The organism is Brevibacillus daliensis (assembly GCF_021245735.1).
Classification (GTDB): Bacteria; Bacillota; Bacilli; order Brevibacillales; family Brevibacillaceae; genus Brevibacillus_B; species Brevibacillus_B daliensis.
The window spans coordinates 408682-430121 of the sequence record NZ_JAJISB010000003.1 but is presented as its reverse complement, the minus strand read 5'-3'; the positions used below and the strand labels follow the sequence as shown (position 1 = coordinate 430121).

Here is a 21440-nt window from a genome sequence, read left to right as displayed (position 1 = left end):
GACATTATGGTCGCCCTCTCTTTCGTTTTTGTTTTTGTTCGATTAACTGTTTTATGACGATGAATTTTCCTTTTTTACCGAACACAGCTTTATACTCATTGCCCCACCTTTTTAGATAATACTTGTATGTTGATCGACGTAAATCGTTTCTACTTTTTATGGAGGTGGGGTCCGTTAATTGAGCTTTATGTTTTGTTCGATGATAAAGGTGCTTAGGGATGTGAGTAATGGGATATCTCTCAATTAGACGGAGGATCATGCGCCTGTCTTCCATGATTCGCCCCTTATACTGATCCGATATATCCCATCCCCCCACCTCCTTTAAAGCTGCTACACGATAGCAACGTGGAGCGATCATATACCCGGTCATCCGTAAAAAATCATATTTATCTGTAAACTGACGATGCAAAACCATTCGACTTTTTTGTACGGTATTGTTTCTGAGCTTGCACAACTTCATGTTCCCATAATATAACGCTGGTCTTCGTTCTTCCGATTTATGAACATCCTGCTTAATTTGTCTGTATAGATGGTGGAGTGTCTTAGAAGATAACCAATCATCTGAGTCAAGTTGAAGCATATATGATGTCTTCACATGGGATAATGCTACGTTCATGACATGTGAGATGCCTCGATTCTCCTCCAACTGGATATACTGTATGTTTGAATCCTGGAGAAAAGGCTGAATGATCTCATTTGTGTGGTCTGTTGAAGCATCATCTAAAATAAGAATGCGCCATTCTTTACAGGTCTGTTTCACTACGCTTTTTATTGCCTTTGTAATCATATGCGCACGATTATAAGTTGGTATAACCACTGTGATAAGTGGAAGTAGTTCAGACTGAATCATGATTCCGCTCGCTTCCCCTGAGGAAACTGGACCGTTGATTTATCACTTAATACGAATACGGCAACTTTATTCCCTGTTGGGCCTGACAAAATAGAGGAACGCCCAAAAATACTGTTCGTTATTTCCAAAGAAATATCCTCGACACGTGAATCCTGTAAAAGAATACTATTTTCAATCCGTAAACAATTACTGATTGTGACACCATCATGGATAGAGACAAACGGTCCGATTGAACTACCAGACAAACGACAATTATTCCCGATAATAACAGGAGGGATCAATTCGCAGTCCGTAATGATACAGTCCTCCCCACTAATAATTTCTTTACCTGCCTTCTCCTTCAACATCCATCTGTTTGCTTCTAACCAACGTTCGGCAGTACCTACATCTGAGGTGGCCAACTCCGAGAGTACATAATTTACGTTTTGCCCAGACTTAATCAAAAGCTGTATGGCATCTGTAATCTCATACTCGCCTCGCTTAGAGGGTTTTAGATTCGTGATTGCCTCAAAGATGGCTGAGGTAAAAAAATAAGCACCCATAACCGCCAAATTACTTTTCGAATATAACGGTTTCTCTTCCAACGAAATGATTTTAGTTCCCTGAATTTCAGCTATCCCGTAATCTTGTGGATTATTTACTTCATGTAGTAATATTGCGGCGGTGGAATTAGATGCCAAAAAAGCACGATGGAGTTCTTGTAGCGAATCCTGGAGGAGGTTATCCCCAAGAAAGAGGGCAAATGAATCCCCATCGATAAATGACTCCGATAACTGAATGGCATGAGCGATTCCTAAAGGCTGTTGCTGTGTTACGTAGGTAATGGACGCTCCAAATATACTCCCGTCTCCAATTTGCTCTCGTATTTGCGACTGTCCAGGATTGATGACAATCCCTATTTCCTTGATTCCTATATCAGTCAACTTTGTAATACAGGAAGAAAGGACGGGCATGTTTGCAACTGGCAGGAGAGATTTGGGTTGTGAAAAGGAAAACGGATAAAGTCGTGTACCTCTACCAGCGCAAAGTACTAACCCCTTCATTATCTTTCACCCCTGAGTTCGTGATAATAATAAGGTATGTGATTTATAGGTAAAGGACTGGGTGAATACCTGCTTATTGAAAATCTAGGCGCTTCCTTTCTTTCCGATTGCCTCTTCAAATACCTTTTCATACTGCTGACCGGTTTTTTTCCATGATAATTCTTTTGCTCTTTCCCACGCTTTATCGGACATAGACCTATACGTTTCAGGATTACGAAATAACTCTTCCCAAACAAGAGGCACTCGTTTTATCCAGGATTTTGGTGGAATGACATATCCGCCATTTTCATGCTGGACAACCTCTCCTATTCCCCCACGTGTTGTAGTAAGAACTGGTTTACCTGCAGCCATCCCTTCAAGATTGACTCGACAAAAAGGCTCGTTCCACAAAGATGGTGTCGCAATGACATCCGCTAGTTGATACCAGACAGGCATCTCGGGAGAAGGAATGAAGCCCATAAATTGAATTCTGTCACCTGCAGGTTTAGCCAGTTTTTTCAGTTTACGGATATAAGGACTACTCTTTTTCGCACCTGTTCCATACCCTCTTCCCCCTAAAATAAGCAGCTTTGCTGTTGTATCATTTTGGAGGATTTGTAAAAAAGCCTTAATTAATAGGTGTACGCCTTTTTCTTTCATAAGTCTACCAGCATACATCATGATACGATCGTCTGCTTTAATGCCCCACTCCATCTTCACTGCATGGACACGCTCTTTCATTTTGTCAGTTCGTTCATAATCACTTGCATCTACACCTAAGTGGATAGCATGCACTTTTTTTTCGGGTATTTGATGTTTTTTCACATAATGACGACGTAAAAAGCTACTGTTTGTTATAAATCCAGCCGATTGACGAACGACCCTCTGCATGTGTTTCTTCGAAATATTCCGTGATGAAGCGAATACATGAGAGTGCATATTTACGACAATCGGGGTATTTTTTACAGACTTTTTAACTGGTGCGAAAAAGGAAGGGCGATTTTCGATCAAAATCAGGTCTGGTTTTTGTTTGGGCAATAGAAGACAAACTTTTTTTATATAATCATTTTGACCTTGATATTTGAGACGAATATAAGATACCCGTCCCTTTTTCTCGGAACGGGAATATTCTTTACAGATGCGGGTAAAAATGATTACCTTATGTTTTTTGGCTAGCTGTTTACTTACCTCTTCAATATCATGTTCCACAGAGCTTCCTCTGATAGGAGGCACAGAAAATGGGCCTGGACTGATGATGGCAATCCTCATCAGCGTTTTGCTTCCCACTCTTTTTTAATGCTGATGACGACGCGATGCAAAAAATCGCACTCTTTATCAATGTGGGAGACTACTCGGTCGAATTTTTGCTCCAGTTCTTCGTTTTTTAGTTGGGCTTCTTTAAGCTGTGTAAGTATTTCCTGCTGGTATTGCTCCAGATTCGTAATGATCTCAACTGAATGAGCTATTTTCTCAAGAAGTGAATTGCGCTCGCTATCCCAATTCTTTATTCGATCCATGACAATTCGCCACTCTGAAAGTATTACTTCCTTATCCATTTGAAATTTCTCAGGATCTATCATTGACTCAATCATAAGATGCTCTGGAATGATGAGATAATCACTTTGACCCGTTCCCTCTTTCACACCAAACATCGCTGAAAAAATGGGTGTTGGTTGAAATCCGACTTCTGCTATGCTCTTTTTCTCCATTTATGCATACCTCCTTTACTCGACATTACATCGTATGAGCATGATAGGCGTAATTGTGCATGTTACCTCTGATGAAAAAGAAAAAGCTAACTTTTTGTCCAAAGAACAAAAGCTAGCTTTTTTGTTTGAATTATCGACTGCTCTCTTTTACAGCATACTGTCTGCGGAAACGCTGACTGTATGCTTTGGCTTGTTCCACATTAGTCACCTGGTTTCGTTGCCACTCCAACAAGATCCGATCTATATAACGAATGTATAATTTCCCAACTGATTCAGCCTCACGCAAGGCTGCCATAATCAAATCATCCGTGTAACCATCTTCTTCTGACCAAATCTGCATCGTCTCCACTTCAATCGGAGAAAGTGGACGTCCAAAAGTTTGTTCAAAATATGTGTACATACTAGCATTCTGTTTGGTCTCTTCTTGATAAGAAAAATACATAAAATCATTTTGTACCGCATCTACACTAGTGGTAGAGGATGTAGTAGAAGCTTCATCTTGACTACTATTGGTAACTGCTTCTTTTTGAATCAGAAAATCTTTCTTCAGAGAATCGAATAATCGATCGTATAGCATGGAAAGATTGTAACTCTCGGAGCGAAAACCGGATATATGGTCAATGTTCTCATCGATTGTTATCCACTGATCATTAACTAGCTTCTGCAAAAGCTTTATCAGATGCAAACTGGACATTGAACAGCGGTCTTCCAGTTCAGATAGTGTAGGGAAACGATTCCCTTCCTGCTGAAATGACAAGAGGTGGATGATAAACATCATCTCTTCATCCGTCAGTGACATCCTTTTATAATTTTTTAACAGAAGATTGGAGACGGAAGTAGAGCCTTCTTTTAATATTTGTCTAATTTGTCGATCCATGTCGTTCTCTCACCTCTCTCCTATTATACCAATCTGCCTCTTTTTCACCTAGGAAAAAATTTTTCTAATTGCGATTGGTATAAGACGCCCTACACAAAATCCTAGTAATAACATAGGTTTCTCATGTATATGTAGAAGGGTAAGCCATTCTATTTACCGGAAGCTCCTTTACTCTTCAAGATAGTTTCCATGCCTTGTGTTGCCTTTACAGTTCCATCCTGCATTACCCACAATGCTTCCACACCCTCTAATCGATCCACGAAAGCTCTGCTTTCTTCATATGGAGTGAGAAAAACAACTGTAGACAAGAAATCTGCCAGTCCAGAATCTGCTGTCACGATAGTTACTGCCCGATAATAGTCTCCCGGCATCAAAGTCTTTGGATCAATGAGATGATGAATTCGCTTATTATCTACCTCGTAATAGCGTTGATAATCACCACTGCTTACAACAGAAGCCTCCTGGATAAAAGCTGTATCTAACAAGTTTTCTTCATCAGTCACAACAAGACGATCTGGATTCTGAATACCAATTCCCCAACGATTTCTAACGCTATCATAAGGATAACCAATCGTACGGACATTACCTCCTGCACTTATAATGGCTGATTCCAACCCCGCTTCTTTCATCTCGTTTGCAACCAATTCCGTAGCGAATCCCTTCGCCACGGAACCCACATTGAGGCTCATTTCGGGATCTTCTAAAAATACGGTAGAGTTCGCTGTGTCTATTATTACCTTGTCCATGTCCATATGCTGAGCTGCTGCCTTAAGCTCTTCCATTGGGGGTAGCTTTGCCACTGCCGGATTGGACAACGCCTCATCACGATATGTCTGCCATATCTCTAGCACACTTCCCATAGCGATATTGGTCTCTTCTCCTGCTTCTACATACCATTTATTAGAAAATTGAAGGAGATCAATAATCTCCTGATCGACTTTCACTGGTCTGATTCCAGCTTGATCATTAATCGTCTTGATATTGTTTACGCCTTCATAGTTGTTAAAGATATCATACAAGCGATGAAGCTCCTGAAAACGAGCCTTAATCTGATTAAAGTACTTCTTGAACTCTTCTTCACTCTTCGTATATGCAACCACTTGTGTCACTGTATCGAAGCTCTCAAAAAAAGAATCATTATACTTTTGATACTCACTGTAGTCTACTGATCTCTCTTTCATAGTGCAGCCCGCAAGCAGCATTATGATTATTAGAAACGTTAGGCTTCCTTTATATCTTTTGAGCATGCATTCTCCTCATTCCTTGCAAGTTTTGGGGAGTCCGTCAAATATTACTCCTAGTTAGACAAAACTCCCCCATTTCTGCATGGGGGAGTTTAAGGTTTATACTAAAGCTTGTTATGCTGAATTTATTTTGCTTTGGTGAATGCTTCGTCCATACCGCTAATGAATCCTTGTGCAGAAATCGTTACAGTAGAAGTAAGATCTGTTTCAGCTGGGATACCAGGATGTCCTTCTGCATCTACTGTTTTCATACCTTTAATTTCGCCTACATTTTTACCAACCATCCAGTCGGCTAATGCTTTAGCTTGTTCATTCCATTCTTTTCCTATGGAGGATGCTTTTATCATTCCATATTCGGAGCCAAGTTCATTTTTTGTTTTGATCTCTGCATTTTTGTCGGTTGTTACTTTACCTTCTTTATCGAAGTCAACTTTTGTTTGAGCAGTATCGATGATGCTCGCTACAACTTTTCCGTCTTTATTAAACGCTCCAACAACGATTGTAGTGTCTACTTGAGCGGTTGGAGTTTTGTCGCCTTCCATACCTTTAGATTTTTTAACGGAGATGGATTGACCTACGCCAAGCTTTTCACCGCCCGCAGTTTGAACCTCAATTGCATTGTTGTATGCTTTCTCAACAGCTGCGATATAGCTTTCAACTGTGATCGTTACAGAAGAAGTAAGGTCAGCTTCGTCTGGTACTGCTTGATGAGCATCATCACGTTTTGTTGTTTTCATTGCTTTGATCTCATCGATCGTTTTACCTTGCATCCACTGACCTAGAGCGTTTGCTTGCTCATACCACTCTTTACCTATTGTAGATGCTTTCTTCATTCCATACTCATCGCCAAGTTCTTGTTTTGTTTTGAACTCGCCGTTTACATCTGTAGCAAGTTGAAGATTTTTATCGAACTCCACTTTTGTTTGAGCATTATCAATATCTACTTTAATTACCTTACCATCTTTATCAAATGCAGCCGCAATAATAATTGTATCAACTTGACCTAATGGACCTTTGTCGCCTTCTGCATCTTTGGATTTTCCAATGCTTGTGATAGTACCTAATCCGATTTTAGCAATCCCTCCTGCTGCAACCTCAGTAGTTGTGCTCCCAGTTGTGGTTTCAGCTGGCTTCGTTTCAGCTGGCTTCGCTTCTTCAGGTTTTGCTCCACACGCTGCTAACATTGACATAGATAAAATTGAAACCATCAAAATTGACATCATTTTTTTCATTTTTGATAATCCCCCTGCGCATTTTTATGTTATGTATCTTTGCATGTGAATCGTATCACAAAGTATTATGCTTATCAATCATTTCTACTAACAATTTGTAAGGGTTTTCAAATTCGTCAATTTTTTGTTACAATTCTCAACATTCACGAAGTCATTTTGTATCAGGGTTCATCTTAAGCATTGTTTTTCATGCATAAAAGCAAGAACCATTATGAATATTTATACGTCAAAAAATCAAGAAATCCCCTTCAATATACAGTGAAGGTTCAAGATTCTTTGAACTCTTATTCACTGTATGCTATGAGGGGATTCTACAAAAAAAGTAATGCTACTTCATTATTCGACTGCTTACGGATACAGGCGGTTTAACAAACGTGGGAACGGAATTGTTTCGCGTACGTGTTCTAAACCACAAATCCAAGCAACTGTTCTTTCCAAACCAAGACCAAAACCTGAGTGAGGAACTGTACCGTAATGGCGCAAATCCAGATACCATTTATAAGTTTCCTCAGATAGTTGATGATCCTTAAAACGTTGTTCCAACAGCTCAGGATCATCGATACGTTGACTACCACCGATAATTTCACCATAACCTTCAGGTGCAATCAGATCGGCACACAGAACAACATCAGAGCGATTTGGATCTGGCTTCATATAGAAGGCCTTAATCTCAGTAGGATAATGAGTAATGAAGACCGGCTTGTTGTAATGCTCAGCAATCATCGTTTCATCTGGAGCACCAAAATCGTCACCCCACTTGATTTCACTACCTTTTTCCTGTAGAAGTTTAATCGCATCATCATAAGTAATGCGAGGGAACTCTCCTACAACCTGGTCCAATTTGCCCGTATCACGTTCTAGTGTTTTCAATTCTAATTTGCAATTTTTTAGAACGGATTGAACAATATGGCTAACGAATTTTTCTTGAATACGAAGGTTTTCTTCATGATCGACGAAAGCCATCTCAGGCTCAATCATCCAGAACTCGATCAAGTGACGACGAGTTTTAGACTTCTCTGCACGGAACGTTGGTCCAAACGAGAATACGCGTCCCATTGCCATTGCAGTCGCTTCCATGTAAAGCTGGCCACTTTGAGATAGATACGCGTCTTCATCAAAATACTTGGTGTGGAACAGATTCGTTGTTCCTTCCGCAGAAGTTGGTGTTAGAATTGGCGGATCTACTTTGTAGAAGCCATTTTCTTGGAAAAACTCATAAACCGCACGGATAATCTCAGAGCGAACTGCCATAACAGCACGCTGACGAGGAGAACGCAACCAAAGGTGCCGATGGTCCATCAGGAATTCTACACCGTGCTCTTTTAGAGAAATTGGATAATCTTGTGCAATTTGGATTGTTTCTACTCCTGTAACTGTTAATTCATAGCCACTTGGAGCACGATCATCTGCGCGTACAATCCCTGTTATGTACAAGGAACTTTCCTGTGTTAGCTCTTTAGCTTGGTTCCAGGTCTCTTCACTTACTTCAGCTTTAACAACTACACCTTGAATAAAACCAGAACCATCTCTTAATTGTAGGAATTGGATTTTCCCGCTGCTACGTTTGTTAAACAACCAGCAGCCGATCTTAACTTCTTGTCCAACATGCTGTCCGACTTGCCCAATTGTAATTAATGACATATAATACTACCTCCATTTATCTGTCACAGATAACCTCTACAATTATACTATTGCCATTCTGGTAATTTCAACGCTTGTTTATTTTCTGCTTTGCCATTATGTAAAGGACATGCTGAGAAATAAAAAAGCAGACTCTCTTTATTGCCATCACCGTAACGGTTTTAAGCACATAAAGAGGGCTGCTTTACCTATAGCTTATTAGTTCGTTCCTTCAACAAATTGTTTAATACGAGCAATTCCTTTTTCCAATTGCTCCATAGAAGTCGCATAAGAGATGCGGATGTTTTCTGAAGCACCAAAACCGCTTCCTGGAATTAAAGCTACTTTCTGCTGCTCTAATAATGCTTTACTCCATTCATCCACATTTGCATATCCTTGCTTTTCTATTGCTTGTTTAACGTTCGGGAATACATAAAAAGCTCCCTCTGGTTTCAAGCAGGTAATACCTTCAATATCGTTTAGCAATTCTACCACACGATCACGACGCTTAACGAACTCGGTCTTCATCATTTCCAATGGTTCTTGTGGGCCTGTCAATGCTGCCAGTGCACCATATTGAGAGAATGAAGTTGGATTCGACGTACTGTGGCTGGACAAGTCTACCATGGCACGGATCAATTTTTCATTTCCGAGCGCATAACCCATTCTCCATCCAGTCATCGAATAAGGCTTGGACATACCATTTACAATGATCGTGTTTTCATATGCTTCTTTACTGAGGGAAGCAACAGTAACATGCTCATGGCCATCATAAATCAGCTTCTCATAGATCTCGTCAGATACCATCAGGACATTGTTACTGAGGCATACATCGACGATTTCTTCCAGTTCTTTCCTAGAATAAATACTTCCAGTAGGGTTGCTCGGTGAATTAATAATTAAGGCACGTGTCCGAGGTGTTATGGCTTCTTTTACTTGTTCAGCAGTAATTTTAAACTGATTATCTTCTTTTCCTTCGATGTATACAGGTACACCATCTGCTACCTTTACCATTTCCGGATAACTAACCCAATAAGGGATAGGGACGATTACCTCATCACCTGGATCTAAGAGTGCCATAAAAAGATTGTACAACGCATGTTTTCCACCGTTCGTTACAATTGCTTGCTTGGTATTGTAAGTTACACCGTATTCCTTCTCATACTTATCGCAAATGGCCTGGAGCAACTCAGGAATCCCTGCTGTTGCTGTGTATTTCGTTTTTCCTTCGCGCATTGCCTTTTCCGCTGCTTCAATAATATGTAGCGGAGTATTAAAATCGGGTTCACCTGCTCCAAAACTAACAACGTCAATCCCTTGCCGCTTCATTTCATTCGCTTTCGCTGTAATAGCTAAGGTAGAAGATGGAGATAGAACAGTAACTCTTTTTGCAAGTTTCATGGGAAACCAGGACCTCCTGACACGACCTTTAATTTTATGTAGGCTATTATTCCATTAATAATCAATAGCCTAACATACGAGAGATAACTTGTATAGATTATACGTCTTTCGAGTATAAAAAAAGCTGATAAAACTACATTAGGTTACGCAACAGACCAATTTATGAACGGAAGTTGATTTATGTGCATTAATTATTGTATGGAAGAAGATCCAACCAGTCCGCGTTAGGAGGTAGACATATGGATCGAAGTCAAATTAAGAAACTTATTTCCCAGATCAGGGTATTCCCGATCGAAAATCAAGACGTTGAAGTAAAGAATTACTCTCCGCTCCCCATGTTAGGAAAAGGCAGACAAGGAGCTGTCTTTTTGCTAGATGAACATACATGCGTAAAAGTATATGGTGATCCGGATGATTGTGAACGTGAACGTTATGCCATGAAGCTAGGACAGAAGACAAATCTGCTACCACGTCTATATGATTATGGCCGTAATTATCTCGTTATGGAAAGGGTGAGAGGCATTGATCTTCGTGAATACTTACAAGCACAACCTCTCACAAAAGAATTATCGTATAAACTCATTCAGATGCTGATTACATTCAAGGAGATTGGCTATGAACGCATCGATCATCACAAGCGCCAGATCTATCTGTTGCCTTCTGGTGACCTTAAGGTAATTGATGTGGGTCGAACGGTTTGGAGAGACCGCACATACCCCTATCCTCGCAAATTGCTCACCAGTCTGGGTAACAAGTATAAAAAAATATTTCTTACACACGTTCAGGAAATGGCTCCTGAGTTATTTAAGGAATGGGTTCACTATATAGATATGGATCAGTTGGCCCGAGATATAATTGGAAAAGTATCAGAAAATCCAATCGTTCATGGAGATCGACTTGCTAGCGAAGCTACGATCCCCCTTTTATCTATGAATAACTATCGGGAATATCACAAGAAATTAGAGGGATTAGTACGTAAAGTATATAAAGAGGAGAAAGAAAAACAACAGATGCTCACCTACGTAGAAAGTTATGATTATACCTCATCTCATCGTTATTCTGAGCGATCTAGACATACCAAGAATTATAAACGCACTTCTTCTCGTTCCAGAGTTCAGGATAACAAAAAACGACAATCATCCCCCCCCACTAAGCGTTCATACAACAATCAACGCCAATATAGCAGCCGTTCAACTACCTCAAATCAAAGTCCTAGATATAGAAAAAAACGTGTATCTCAGTCCAGATCCCGAAATACCTACAATGACATTCGCAAAGCTATGTTATTCCGGTAGGTGAATGATGCGATGAAGGTATTAGTGATCTGGCGCTTGTTAACCGTTGGTGGGGTAAATGCCGGTTGGCGTAACCGGGCCATATACTTTAAACAGAATGGAATCGAGACCCATTTTTTATATACTACCGATCATGGTGGTATGCACATGATGAAAGACGTCGCTACCGTCTTTTTGACGAAAGATAGTAAGGAGATCTGCAAAATCATTCGTTCTAACAACTATGATGCCATTATCATTGTTGATACCCAGGATGCGTATTACTGGTTAAAAGAGGCTGATTATCAAGGACCAGTTATTGTAGAAGCAAGAACACCTGAAATAGTAAAACTGGCTCCCCAACTCGCTCCTATCGTAAATTACAAACCTGAGCTACTGATTGTCCCTTCAGAATACCAACGGCGTGTCGTCTCCATTCTGTTCAAGGGAGTACCATGCAAAGTGATATATAATGGGGTAAATCGTCATTTTTTCCGCCCCCTCTCCCTTACCTTACAAGAACACTGGATTCCACCAGTCAATTCGGAGAACAAAAAAATCGTGGGTTGGATCGGACGACTTGATAAAAGAAAAAACTGGCTCATGCTTTGTAAAATCGCAAAATTAGTGCAACAAGAGAGGGATGACATTCAGTTTTGGATTATTGGTGGTAATAAAAGTGTGCAGAAGGAGCAATTTGCTACCTACTGGCATGAAAAAAACCTGACTTCCATCATCCAGTGGTTTCCTGTGATTCCGTATCAAGAAATGCCAATGGTATATGCAAAAATCAAGGAATCTGGCGGATGTACACTGGCAACCACACGAGGAGAATCATTTGGAAACACCTTTATTGAATCAATGGCTTGTGGGGTTCCTGTTGTTGCCCCTGCTATCGCTTCAATTCCTGAGATTATCTTACATGGCATTACCGGACGATTATATCGAGAGGAACACGTACGAGGAGCTATTAAGCAATTGTATCGAGTCATTGATGCTGGTGAGAGCCGCGACGTGATGTCAGATGCATGCGTGAACCAAGTTGCAACCCATTTTGATATTTCGCTATGTGCCAATGAGTACGTCAATCTGCTACGGGACATTGTAGACAGGAGGGCGAAAAGTGAATGAGTTCCTTGGTGTATCATAAACAACTGGAAGGTAAATCAGAGGCACATCTTGTCACCTTAGAAGACGGGGACTATTATGTTATAAAAACAAATAAACCAGGATTTGAAAAAACTGTTGCAAATGAATGGGTCGGCTATTGTTTTGCAAGGTTTTTAGAATTACCAGTCCCCCCTTCCAGGATTATAAGCTTACCCGAAAGCTTCTATCTGCAAAACGAAAACCTACACACACATCCATATATGCCCTACCAATTCGCTTCACGATATATTCCACATACCCGTAACCTTATGAATACTCCTTTTCCGCCGACATTACTCAATTCTGAATCAATTCCACGATTAATCATGTTTGATTATTGGATGTACAATATGGATCGCACGAAAAAGAATATCTTACTTCAGGAACATATGGAATCACCTTCCTACTGGATTATTGATCAAGCTGAAATCCTAGGTTCCCCCAACTGGACTTCCGCTACTCTCGGACGCTTGCCGATTAAAATTATGAAGAGCTCCACACATGAGATGCTTGCCTCTCTCGTTCCTAATCAGAAGGCTTTCCTAGAGGCAACGGAGCTAATTTCTACAATCCCGTCACTTTTGATTGAAGAAGTGGTATCGATGATTCCTGCATGCTGGTTACCATCTAATGAAGAGAGATCCTCGCTCATATCCACCCTTGTAAAAAGAAAAGAGCGACATTTATCCGAGTTATGTCGCCTTTTTATAAAGAAAGTATACATGAAGCTATAAATTCTCTAGTAAGTTGTCCTTCGCGTTTGTCCTTCTTTTTTTTTCACTTATACCAGAGGTAACATTTTCATACTCTGTGAGCAGACCTAATGAAAAAAATTCTTGCAGATGCGACTCTGATTGATCTTCACGCTCAGCATGAAGTAATGCTGCATCAATCTTATCAAGTTGGCGAAGGATTTCCTTTTTTGTTTTGTACTTTTTTTTGCGATTCTGTTTTTTCATTCGTTCGCCTCCCTTCTAGAAACATACCTGCCACTCTTCTCATCATATTCATCTCGTTGATGCGGGCTACAATAATTTCACTTATATACACAAAAAACAGGCTACTAAGCATTTGCTTGGCAGCCTGTTTCATTTGGAAAGCGATTTACGTGCTAAAATCGCTTCTATCATACCTTCTTTATTATTCAAGCAACCTGCTGTATCTAATTGATTCACTAGCTCATCAACGTAGTTGCCACACGTTACATAATAACCGTATCTATTCGAAGCATATCTAAGATGCGAATATGAGATCTCTTCCGTATTTATATGTTAGACACTTGAATGGTAGGAATAATTTCTTTAATGGAGTCGGGAGTACAAAGTCCTTCAGATAGCGCTGTAGCCGTCCCGCAAGCAACAGCAAAGCGGAATGCTTCCATTTGTTCCAAATTCTTGTTTACTGCATGCATAAAGCCTGCAACCACCGAGTCACCTGCACCTATTGAGTTAACAGGCTTACTTTTGGGGAACGTAGCAATATAAGCAGCTTCTTGATTCACCAGGACAGCTCCATTACCCGCAAGTGATACAATAACATTAGTAACACCCTGCTCCACTATTTGCTTCGCATAATGAATGGCTTCTTCAGGTGTGTTGATTGTTACCTCGAAAAGCTCTCCCAATTCATGGTGATTCGGTTTAATTAAGAATGGCTTTTTTCTTATTCCTTGTTTTAAGGCTATGCCACTCGTATCAAGTGCAACTTTTAAACCTTTTGCTTTGACCTCATCCATGATGATCTCGTAGGTATCCTCAGGTAGGCCCTTCGGCACACTACCTGCTAAAATTAATTGATCTGTATGAGTCAATCCCTTCATTTGTTTTAGCAATTGCATAAAAGCCTTTTCACTAATAATTGGCGATACTCCGCTGATATCAGTTTCCTCTTCTGCTTTCAGCTTTACATTGATTCTGGTTGCTCCCTCCACCTCAATAAAAGAGGTAGGAATGTGAAGATCATTCATCTCTTTTTGGATAAACTCACCTGTGAAGCCACCAATAAACCCACATGCCGTCGTAGATTCCCCTAAATTTTTTAGTACCTTGGAAACGTTTATTCCTTTGCCTCCTGATATTTTCAGATCTTTTGTCGCACCGGTTATTTCTCCAGGACGTAAGCTTGGTAACCAGATATGATAATCAATAGCAGGGTTAAGACTTACTGTATATATCATGATTTCACCACTTTACATCTTGTAATCTTGTTGATTTTCTCCAGCTCGTTTTCCTCTAAACCAGAGTCAGTGATCCATTCTGCCTCATGTAAATCTGCCACTTTAGCAAAAGCGATCTCTCCATACTTCTCGGAGTCACATATTATGAATTTTTCATCTGAATAAGAGATGGCTAATTGTTTCACATACGCTTCATCCGGGTCCGGAGTTGTATAACCGTTATCAAGATGAACACCATTCATACCGAGAAAGCATTTGTCGAATCTATATTGTCCTATTCCTACGGCAGCTCCTCGTCCAATCATCGCCATCGTATCAGCCTTCAATTCTCCACCTATTACGAACGTTTTGAAACCATGTTTTCTAGAATTGAGCGCAACATTTAATCCATTTGTTACAACAACAATATCCTTTGCAGTAATAAACGAAATGAGATGATAGGTGGTTGTTCCTGCGTCGATATAGACAGAGTCCCTATCTTGGATCAAAGTTGCTGCGTATTTCGCAATGGAAATCTTTTCTTGTTCATTCTTATTCAACTTTTCAACTATTGTTGGTTCCTCTAGCTTTCGATGCAAGCTAGAAGCACCACCATGAACGCGCTTCAAATATCGGAGATCTTCTAAGTCACTCAAATCTCTTCGAATGGTTGATTCTGACGATTGAGTAACTTCCACTAATTCATGAACCGTCACCACCTCTTTTTCTTTCAACATAGATAAAATAAGTTGATGTCGCTCTGGAGTTAGCATAGTGTTCAGGCCCTTCTTCCATTATAAATGACTGTATTTGATTGTTATTACGTATATAATTGATTGTTTATAGTTGTTTATGGTTTATTTTGATTATATTATGTTTGCATGATAGATTCAACCTCATAATTTTTCTAAAACAAGTCAAAATCATTACAGTCTAACTTTCCTCTTTTCCAACATAAAAAAACTGACGGTTGCTTATTCCGTCAGTTTTTTACGCTGATACTACTATTTACTTATGCTACTACCATATCCATCTCAGATAATTTTTCACGGAACTGATCTCCGCTAATCACTTCGCTATCGAGCAATACCTGTAAACTATAACGATAAACGGCATCATGTTCACGAAGCATCACTCTCGTTTTTTCCAAAAGCTGCTCAATAATCGCATGAACTTCCTGATGAACAGACGCCTTGTCTACGTAATTCATATTGATAATCCCCAGTTTAGACATACCGCTTTGGACGATTTCCTGTGCCATATGCAACGCTTGCTCGAAGTCGTTTTTCGAACCTGTGCTTCGACCTCCATAATAAATCTCTTCGGAAACAGCACCAGCCAAGCATACCATGATCTGTCCTTCCATATACTCTCTTGTATAAAGGTATTGGTCGTCCATCGGATTTTGTCTGACATAACCTAAGGCTTGTCCACGAGGAGTAAGGGTAACTTGCGAAACGGAACCTGGGCGCATCCGTTCACTTACAATGGCATGCCCCAATTCGTGAATGGCGACACGTTCTTTTTCGTCCTTGGAGGCTTCACGATCAGTCATTTCCCCCATCATCACTTTATCAATGGCAAGAGAAAAATGACGCTGCATAATTTGCTCAGACTCATCACGCATGGCATAGATGGCAGCCTCGTTACAGACACTCTCCAGTTGAGCACCAGAGAAACCAAACGTTTCTTGTGCCACTTTATCCAGATTCACATCCAGCCCTAGTGGTTTATTATCGGTGTGAAGAGTTAAAATCTGTGCACGGGCAGGTTTATCAGGTAGGTCCACCTGAATATGACGGTCGAATCGACCTGGGCGCAACAAGGCAGAATCGAGCATATCTTTACGGTTTGTTGCCGCTACTAGCAATATTCTCGGTTTTTCGCTTGTTGTCATACCATCCATTTCTGTCAACAGCTGATTGAGAGTCTGATCGTACTCACGCTGTTGTTGTCCATCACGTTTTCCACCGATGACATCTATCTCATCGATAAAAATAATTCCGCTGTCTTGTCCATTTTTTTCTGCTAATTGTTTCACTTCTTTAAACAATTCACGAACACGCTGTGCTCCGACCCCAACATACATCTCTACAAATTGTGCCCCAGATGCAGCAACAAATGCAGAGTTCGTATAGTTAGCTGCCGCTTTTGCCATCAAGGTTTTCCCAGTACCTGGAGGACCAGTTAAGAGAACCCCTTTTAATGGTCGAATTCCATATTGCTCAATCGCTTCTTTGTGTAACAAAAAGTCTAATGCTTCACGTAATTCTTTTTTTGCACGCTCTTGACCACCAATATCAGAAAACGAAATATTTGTCTTTTTAACGGCATGACTCCCACTTTTGGACTTCCCGGCACCAATTTGCATGTTACCACCCTGTTTAATAAACAGGAAGTAAGCCGTAAATAATATGGCAGCAAATAATAGGAATGGCCCTACATTAACCCCGAGAAACAGCAGGAAAATGATAACCGCTGGGACAGTACCGTAGAGAATTTCTTTACCCACGGTTTACCACCTCACTTATTGGCTGTTTGCGTGGAATGACTTTATAAAACTCGTCCTCTCCCCGCTTCATAAAAATATAGACATACTTGTCGTCTATTCGGCCAAACGCTTCGTCCAATTTATATGTTTCTTTCCATTCTGACAAAAGTTCAGGGATATTGCTATATTGTTTCGTTTCAATTGCTTCAATTAGCCCGAATAAACCTTCGTTCCAAATAGGTTGCAATGATTCATCCTGATTGGTAAGCATTATATCAAAAGCTTTTTCTGGTGCATAGGTTTTAATTGCATCAATTAGCTTAGGGTAGTCGATAACAAATTGTTCTGGGTTTGTAACTTCGAATTTATATGTGACTTTATCCTTTTGCATAGAAAAGTCGATTAGTTTTGCAGATGTCATCTGCTCCGCTTGTTCCATCAACGGTTTCTCAATTTGTACTTTTTGGAAGAGAAAATATCCGCTAAATAGGAGAGCAAGCGCAACTAGTAACGAGAGAAACATTGGTCCTTTACGCAGTTTCACAGCCAAACACTCTCCTTTTCATTGATCCCGAATCAATCATAGTCATTTGCATTTCCAAGTATATCATCATTAGAACCAAGTCTCGGCATGTATATGTTGGAACTATATCCAGTAGATTCTTTGACCGTATTCAACATAGACCAAAAGAAACAACCCTTCCGATAACGGAATGGGTCGTTTTTACGCTTTGGGTATATTTAGAGTGTATGCACGTAATAAAGTCCCTGTTGTAAAGTCGTAATAAACATAGTTGTAACGTTTATCTTTATCTAGAAGTGTAACTTCCCAGAGTTTCTGCTCCCCTTCCAAACCTGGAACAATGCGCTTAACCACAGCACCTGGATACTCTTTCAATGCTTTTTGATTAATTTCCTCATGTGGAATCCCATTATGCAATTCTTCAGTTACTGTTTTCTTATCATTAAACCAGGAAATAAGTGACGTACCTTTATCATCTTTCCCGATCACAACTGCGTATGTTTCTTTTCCACGATATTCATCAATGTAATCAATCTGCGTAATAGTAGTCTTTTGCACAATATAGCTTTGGGAATCTGCTACCATTGCTCTACGTTCAGTAAGCAATCCTTCGAGCAGGAAATAAATCCCAAGGCCTACGATAACAACTACACAGACGGATATAATCAGGATGCGCTTCCACACAATGATTCTCCTTCTTCAAATCAAAAATTAAATACTAATTGATCCTCTTTAACACCATGGTTACTCTTCACCTTTAATTTCACTACCATACGAATGAGCTTTTTCTCTTGATCATGATACCACAGTTGATACTGAATAGACGTGGTTGCTGACAGCTCATCTAGGTTCATATCCTTGATAAAAGAGTTACCTAACCACACTCCCAGCAGATCCTTCAGTTTTTCAGGTGGTAACGTAAACTGATAACCTTCCACGCCCTCTTCATCCCTCGAAATCATTCGATTAGGGACCAAGACATCCAGTTGGTCACGAAGTAATTTTGCATGCTCATATGGCGTGTATAAAGCATAGGGAAGCAGGTAAAGTGGTTGTGGCTCATTATCTATTACGAGTGATGAACCCTTTTCGTTTCGATTCATGTACAGTTTCTTACCTTGGAAAGTCCCTGACAGTTGAAAGTACTCTTCCTTAAAGCTTCCAATGAATGATTCTTGCTGAATTTTAACCCCAAACGAAGTACTATTTTTATCAGTAAGTATTGGTGAGAGCCAATTCTTCAAATCATGGCGTGCCTTATTTACTGATTCATTCGGTAGTAAAGTGGCTTGCGAAGGAAAGATTGTGACAGCTTGCTTGTCCAGTGATTTGCCGAGAGAATTCCCCAAAAAGAATAACAGAGCAAATGCAGGTATTATCAGCCAAAGATAGCGAGGTTTTACATACATAATCCATTCTCCCTCCTATATCTCCTAGAATTTATGAGATAGAAGAAGGTTTTAGAACTACGAGGAAAACTTACTAATCATACTGGAGCAATGAAGAGCCATACTACAAGTACACCACAAGGAGGTGAGCGCGTGAATCAAACCGACAGGACAGCTCTCCCGGATTTTCTGGAATGGCTGAAGCAAGAATCCTATGCTTCCTGGGAAGGTCTTGCCTCACCGCTTCGTGCCTTGCCCAATACCGCTACTCTCTCTGTTCGCCATACCCCACTTACTGATTTACGGCAAACAGAGATGCAACGGATGGACTAACATTTTATTCCAGGCCTACACCCTACACTACTTCTCCTGTCTATCCCTACAGACAGGAGCCTTTTCTCATTATTATCGTTTTAAGCCGGAGAACAAACGATTTACTTCTTTAATTGCCTCTGCTTCGTTAATTGTTAATAGCTCACGGTTTCTCATCAAAAACTTACCATCGACAATGGTGTCTGTAACATCAAAGCCGTTAGCTGCATAAACAACGTGTGAAATTGGATCATGAGCAGGGTGATAATGTGCTTGAGCGGAATCAAGCATAATCATATCTGCTTTTTTACCTAGTTCCAATGAGCCAATCTCATCCTTCTGGAAAACAGCTTCTGCACCGTAACGAGTAGCCATTCGAAGTGCTTCTTCAGCAGGTATTGCAATCGGGTCATAATTGACACCTTTGTGCAGAATCGCAGTGACCTTTAATTCTTCAAACAAGTTCAGGTTATTGTTGCTCGCTGAACTATCCGTAGCTAGTCCAACACAAACACCCTTTTCTAACAAAGCAGGTACTCTTGCTACCCCGCTGCCTAGTTTCAGGTTGGAAATCGGATTATGAGCAACTTTCACATTGTATTTCGCCAACGTATCAATTTCCTCATCTGTTAGGTGCACAGCATGAGCAACCAATGTAGGATGATTAAAGACACCCAGGTTTTCTAAATGGGCAACTGGACGAACACCATAATCGCGTTCGTTTTGTTCCACTTCGAATTTGGACTCTGACATATGGATGTGCATCGGAACGTTCAGTTCTTTTGCTTTTTCAAGGATTTGCTCAATATATTCTGGTGGGCAGGTATATGGCGCATGTGGTGCCATCATCGTGCGAATCCGATCATTTGCTTTTCCATTCCATTCACGAGCAAAAGCGGTTGCCTGAGCAAGTTTACTAGCTCGCTCTTCTTCGGAACAAAGTCCAATTACACCACGACAAAGTACACCGCGAAGCCCCGCTATCTCTACTTCTTGGGCAACTTGATCCATATAATCATACATATCAACAAAGGTGGTTGTACCCGTGCGAATCATTTCAATCAGGGAAATGATAGTTCCCCATTTCACATGATCTGACCCGAATTGGGCTTCTAACGGCCACATTTTGTCTTCTAGCCATTGTTGAAGTGGCAGGTCGTCTGCAAAACCACGTAACAATGACATACCAACATGTCCATGCGTATTAATTAATCCAGGTAGTACGTACTTATTCGTACCATCAATTACTACATCGTACATGGAGAGATCACGAGGAGTCTCTCCTACATACGTGATAATATTACCGTCAAATCCAACAGCTCCGTTTTGAATAACTTCGTTCGTTTCATTTACTGTAATAACTGTTGCATTAGTGATGATGTTCTTCAACCTAATTCTTCCCCCTTCATCTTTTAAACAGCTTGAAGTTAATCTGCTGTTTTATCTTGAAGATAATATGCCAAGCTTTGCAGACTAGAAGTCAGGTCAGCATGATCTATTTTTACATCTTTATCAGTTCGGATCGTAGCTGGAGCAAAATTCAGGATGGTCTCAATACCAGCATGAATTAATCGATCTGCCACTTCTTGTGCCGCAGATGCCGGAGTTGTAATAATAGCCATTCGGATATTTCTCTCTTGAATAGCCTCCGCCATCTTATCAATTGATTCAATCATCAATCCACCTAAGTCTTTTCCTATCTTATTAGGATCTGCATCAAAAATAGCAATAATTTTCATGTTATCCTTTAAATACACATTATAATTCGAGATCGCTTGTCCCAAATTACCGGCTCCAACTAAAGCAACATGAATAGCCTGATCTAGCTTTAATATATGTCTAATTTTATCAATCAGATATTCAACATCATACCCGATTCCTTTTTTTCCAAAATCCCCAAATGCAGAAAGATCCTTACGAATTTGAGCAGGATTAATATCCATTGTTTTTCCCATTTGCTGTGAAGAGATTGTTTTCACCTGATTATCCTGCAAATTTGTTAAATAACGTAAATAAATGGGCAGACGGCGTACAACTGCTTCCGATATTTTAGGTACTTTCCCCATACTTTGCACTCCTATCTTCGTTGTGTTTCCGTAACGAAGCCATTCCTATTAAACGGAAGCTGTCAATTTCGGTATTATTATCTTATCAATCTCTTTGGCTATCGCAAGTATTTTTTGTACTTGAAAT

22 protein-coding genes are annotated in these 21440 nt (G+C 40.2%); 4 read left to right on the top strand and 18 right to left on the bottom strand.

Annotation, left to right across the window (positions count from 1 at the left end; all coding sequences use genetic code 11):
• Positions 1 to 4: 4 nt before the first annotated feature.
• The 9 genes from LM917_RS05160 to LM917_RS05120 form a co-directional block, all read right to left on the bottom strand.
• Complete coding sequence (locus tag LM917_RS05160; RefSeq protein WP_232696407.1) at positions 5 to 850, bottom strand: glycosyltransferase family 2 protein; 846 nt, start codon at positions 848 to 850, stop codon at positions 5 to 7.
• Positions 847 to 1893: a sugar phosphate nucleotidyltransferase gene (locus LM917_RS05155; RefSeq protein WP_232696406.1), complete on the bottom strand. Its 1047-nt coding sequence runs from the start codon at positions 1891 to 1893 to the stop codon at positions 847 to 849. Before LM917_RS05155 ends, LM917_RS05160 begins: the two co-directional genes overlap by 4 nt.
• A gap of 84 nt (positions 1894 to 1977) precedes the next feature.
• Positions 1978 to 3141, bottom strand: a complete 1164-nt coding sequence (locus LM917_RS05150) for a glycosyltransferase family 4 protein (RefSeq protein WP_232696405.1) — start codon at positions 3139 to 3141, stop codon at positions 1978 to 1980.
• Positions 3141 to 3581 carry a hypothetical protein gene (locus LM917_RS05145; protein ID WP_232696404.1) on the bottom strand — a complete coding sequence of 147 codons (441 nt, stop codon included), beginning with the start codon at positions 3579 to 3581 and terminating at the stop codon, positions 3141 to 3143. Before LM917_RS05145 ends, LM917_RS05150 begins: the two co-directional genes overlap by 1 nt.
• 130 nt (positions 3582 to 3711) lie before the next feature.
• Positions 3712 to 4458, bottom strand: a complete 747-nt coding sequence (locus LM917_RS05140) for a DnaD domain-containing protein (RefSeq protein ID WP_232696403.1) — start codon at positions 4456 to 4458, stop codon at positions 3712 to 3714.
• Between the two features lie 149 nt (positions 4459 to 4607).
• On the bottom strand, positions 4608 to 5639 hold the full coding sequence (locus tag LM917_RS05135) for an FAD:protein FMN transferase (protein ID WP_232696402.1): 1032 nt from the start codon (positions 5637 to 5639) through the stop codon (positions 4608 to 4610).
• Positions 5640 to 5827: 188 nt separating this feature from the next.
• Entirely contained in the window at positions 5828 to 6934 is a 1107-nt protein-coding gene (locus LM917_RS05130; protein ID WP_232696401.1) for a hypothetical protein, read from the bottom strand.
• A 348-nt stretch (positions 6935 to 7282) separates the two neighbouring features.
• Complete coding sequence (gene asnS / locus LM917_RS05125; RefSeq protein ID WP_232696400.1) at positions 7283 to 8575, bottom strand: asparagine--tRNA ligase; 1293 nt, start codon at positions 8573 to 8575, stop codon at positions 7283 to 7285.
• A gap of 198 nt (positions 8576 to 8773) precedes the next feature.
• Complete coding sequence (locus LM917_RS05120) at positions 8774 to 9955, bottom strand: pyridoxal phosphate-dependent aminotransferase (RefSeq protein ID WP_232696399.1); 1182 nt, start codon at positions 9953 to 9955, stop codon at positions 8774 to 8776.
• A 239-nt stretch (positions 9956 to 10194) separates the two neighbouring features.
• Here LM917_RS05120 and LM917_RS05115 point away from each other — a divergent pair, with 239 nt between their 5' ends.
• The 3 genes from LM917_RS05115 to LM917_RS05105 are packed head-to-tail and all read left to right on the top strand — an operon-like array spanning position 10195 to position 13112.
• Positions 10195 to 11250 (top strand): hypothetical protein, encoded by a 1056-nt coding sequence (locus tag LM917_RS05115; RefSeq protein WP_232696398.1) that lies wholly within the window; start codon positions 10195 to 10197, stop codon positions 11248 to 11250.
• Positions 11251 to 11262: 12 nt separating this feature from the next.
• Positions 11263 to 12360 carry a glycosyltransferase family 4 protein gene (locus tag LM917_RS05110; RefSeq protein ID WP_232696397.1) on the top strand — a complete coding sequence of 366 codons (1098 nt, stop codon included), beginning with the start codon at positions 11263 to 11265 and terminating at the stop codon, positions 12358 to 12360.
• Positions 12357 to 13112, top strand: a complete 756-nt coding sequence (locus LM917_RS05105; RefSeq protein WP_232696396.1) for a HipA family kinase — start codon at positions 12357 to 12359, stop codon at positions 13110 to 13112. The genes LM917_RS05110 and LM917_RS05105 overlap by 4 nt, the downstream gene beginning before the upstream one ends.
• On the opposite strand, the gene LM917_RS05100 is transcribed toward LM917_RS05105, so the two are convergent.
• The 7 genes from LM917_RS05100 to LM917_RS05070 form a co-directional block, all read right to left on the bottom strand.
• Positions 13107 to 13337, bottom strand: a complete 231-nt coding sequence (locus LM917_RS05100) for a hypothetical protein (protein ID WP_232696395.1) — start codon at positions 13335 to 13337, stop codon at positions 13107 to 13109. The genes LM917_RS05105 and LM917_RS05100 overlap by 6 nt on opposite strands.
• Before the next feature lie 305 nt (positions 13338 to 13642).
• Positions 13643 to 14554, bottom strand: coding sequence for a 1-phosphofructokinase (pfkB, locus tag LM917_RS05095; RefSeq protein ID WP_232696394.1), 912 nt, complete (start codon positions 14552 to 14554; stop codon positions 13643 to 13645).
• Positions 14551 to 15306, bottom strand: a complete 756-nt coding sequence (locus LM917_RS05090) for a DeoR/GlpR family DNA-binding transcription regulator (protein ID WP_232696393.1) — start codon at positions 15304 to 15306, stop codon at positions 14551 to 14553. Before LM917_RS05090 ends, pfkB begins: the two co-directional genes overlap by 4 nt.
• Before the next feature lie 239 nt (positions 15307 to 15545).
• Positions 15546 to 17045, bottom strand: coding sequence for an AAA family ATPase (locus LM917_RS05085; RefSeq protein ID WP_232696392.1), 1500 nt, complete (start codon positions 17043 to 17045; stop codon positions 15546 to 15548).
• A complete protein-coding gene (locus LM917_RS05080) occupies positions 17038 to 17568 on the bottom strand; it encodes a hypothetical protein (protein WP_232696391.1) in 531 nt (176 codons plus the stop codon). Before LM917_RS05080 ends, LM917_RS05085 begins: the two co-directional genes overlap by 8 nt.
• Before the next feature lie 180 nt (positions 17569 to 17748).
• Complete coding sequence (locus LM917_RS05075; protein ID WP_232696390.1) at positions 17749 to 18231, bottom strand: cell wall elongation regulator TseB-like domain-containing protein; 483 nt, start codon at positions 18229 to 18231, stop codon at positions 17749 to 17751.
• A gap of 20 nt (positions 18232 to 18251) precedes the next feature.
• A complete protein-coding gene (locus LM917_RS05070; RefSeq protein WP_232696389.1) occupies positions 18252 to 18956 on the bottom strand; it encodes a hypothetical protein in 705 nt (234 codons plus the stop codon).
• Positions 18957 to 19088: 132 nt separating this feature from the next.
• Here LM917_RS05070 and LM917_RS05065 point away from each other — a divergent pair, with 132 nt between their 5' ends.
• Positions 19089 to 19268, top strand: coding sequence for a hypothetical protein (locus tag LM917_RS05065; RefSeq protein WP_232696388.1), 180 nt, complete (start codon positions 19089 to 19091; stop codon positions 19266 to 19268).
• 72 nt (positions 19269 to 19340) lie between these two features.
• Here the strand turns inward: LM917_RS05065 and LM917_RS05060 are convergent, their stop codons facing one another.
• Together LM917_RS05060 and LM917_RS05055 are read right to left on the bottom strand one after the other, a co-directional pair.
• Positions 19341 to 20636 (bottom strand): amidohydrolase, encoded by a 1296-nt coding sequence (locus tag LM917_RS05060; protein ID WP_232696387.1) that lies wholly within the window; start codon positions 20634 to 20636, stop codon positions 19341 to 19343.
• 38 nt (positions 20637 to 20674) lie between these two features.
• Positions 20675 to 21313 (bottom strand): redox-sensing transcriptional repressor Rex, encoded by a 639-nt coding sequence (locus tag LM917_RS05055; RefSeq protein ID WP_232696386.1) that lies wholly within the window; start codon positions 21311 to 21313, stop codon positions 20675 to 20677.
• Positions 21314 to 21440 lie beyond the last annotated feature (127 nt).

Coding starts and splice junctions, on each gene's coding strand:
- LM917_RS05160 (WP_232696407.1), bottom strand. CDS start 850: ATGATTCAGTCTGAACTACTTCCACTTATCACAGTGGTTATACCAACT.
- LM917_RS05155 (WP_232696406.1), bottom strand. CDS start 1,893: ATGAAGGGGTTAGTACTTTGCGCTGGTAGAGGTACACGACTTTATCCG.
- LM917_RS05150 (WP_232696405.1), bottom strand. CDS start 3,141: ATGAGGATTGCCATCATCAGTCCAGGCCCATTTTCTGTGCCTCCTATC.
- LM917_RS05145 (WP_232696404.1), bottom strand. CDS start 3,581: ATGGAGAAAAAGAGCATAGCAGAAGTCGGATTTCAACCAACACCCATT.
- LM917_RS05140 (WP_232696403.1), bottom strand. CDS start 4,458: ATGGATCGACAAATTAGACAAATATTAAAAGAAGGCTCTACTTCCGTC.
- LM917_RS05135 (WP_232696402.1), bottom strand. CDS start 5,639: ATGAAAGAGAGATCAGTAGACTACAGTGAGTATCAAAAGTATAATGAT.
- LM917_RS05130 (WP_232696401.1), bottom strand. CDS start 6,934: ATGAAAAAAATGATGTCAATTTTGATGGTTTCAATTTTATCTATGTCA.
- asnS (WP_232696400.1), bottom strand. CDS start 8,575: ATGTCATTAATTACAATTGGGCAAGTCGGACAGCATGTTGGACAAGAA.
- LM917_RS05120 (WP_232696399.1), bottom strand. CDS start 9,955: ATGAAACTTGCAAAAAGAGTTACTGTTCTATCTCCATCTTCTACCTTA.
- LM917_RS05115 (WP_232696398.1), top strand. CDS start 10,195: ATGGATCGAAGTCAAATTAAGAAACTTATTTCCCAGATCAGGGTATTC.
- LM917_RS05110 (WP_232696397.1), top strand. CDS start 11,263: ATGAAGGTATTAGTGATCTGGCGCTTGTTAACCGTTGGTGGGGTAAAT.
- LM917_RS05105 (WP_232696396.1), top strand. CDS start 12,357: ATGAGTTCCTTGGTGTATCATAAACAACTGGAAGGTAAATCAGAGGCA.
- LM917_RS05100 (WP_232696395.1), bottom strand. CDS start 13,337: ATGAAAAAACAGAATCGCAAAAAAAAGTACAAAACAAAAAAGGAAATC.
- pfkB (WP_232696394.1), bottom strand. CDS start 14,554: ATGATATATACAGTAAGTCTTAACCCTGCTATTGATTATCATATCTGG.
- LM917_RS05090 (WP_232696393.1), bottom strand. CDS start 15,306: ATGCTAACTCCAGAGCGACATCAACTTATTTTATCTATGTTGAAAGAA.
- LM917_RS05070 (WP_232696389.1), bottom strand. CDS start 18,956: ATGTATGTAAAACCTCGCTATCTTTGGCTGATAATACCTGCATTTGCT.
- LM917_RS05055 (WP_232696386.1), bottom strand. CDS start 21,313: ATGGGGAAAGTACCTAAAATATCGGAAGCAGTTGTACGCCGTCTGCCC.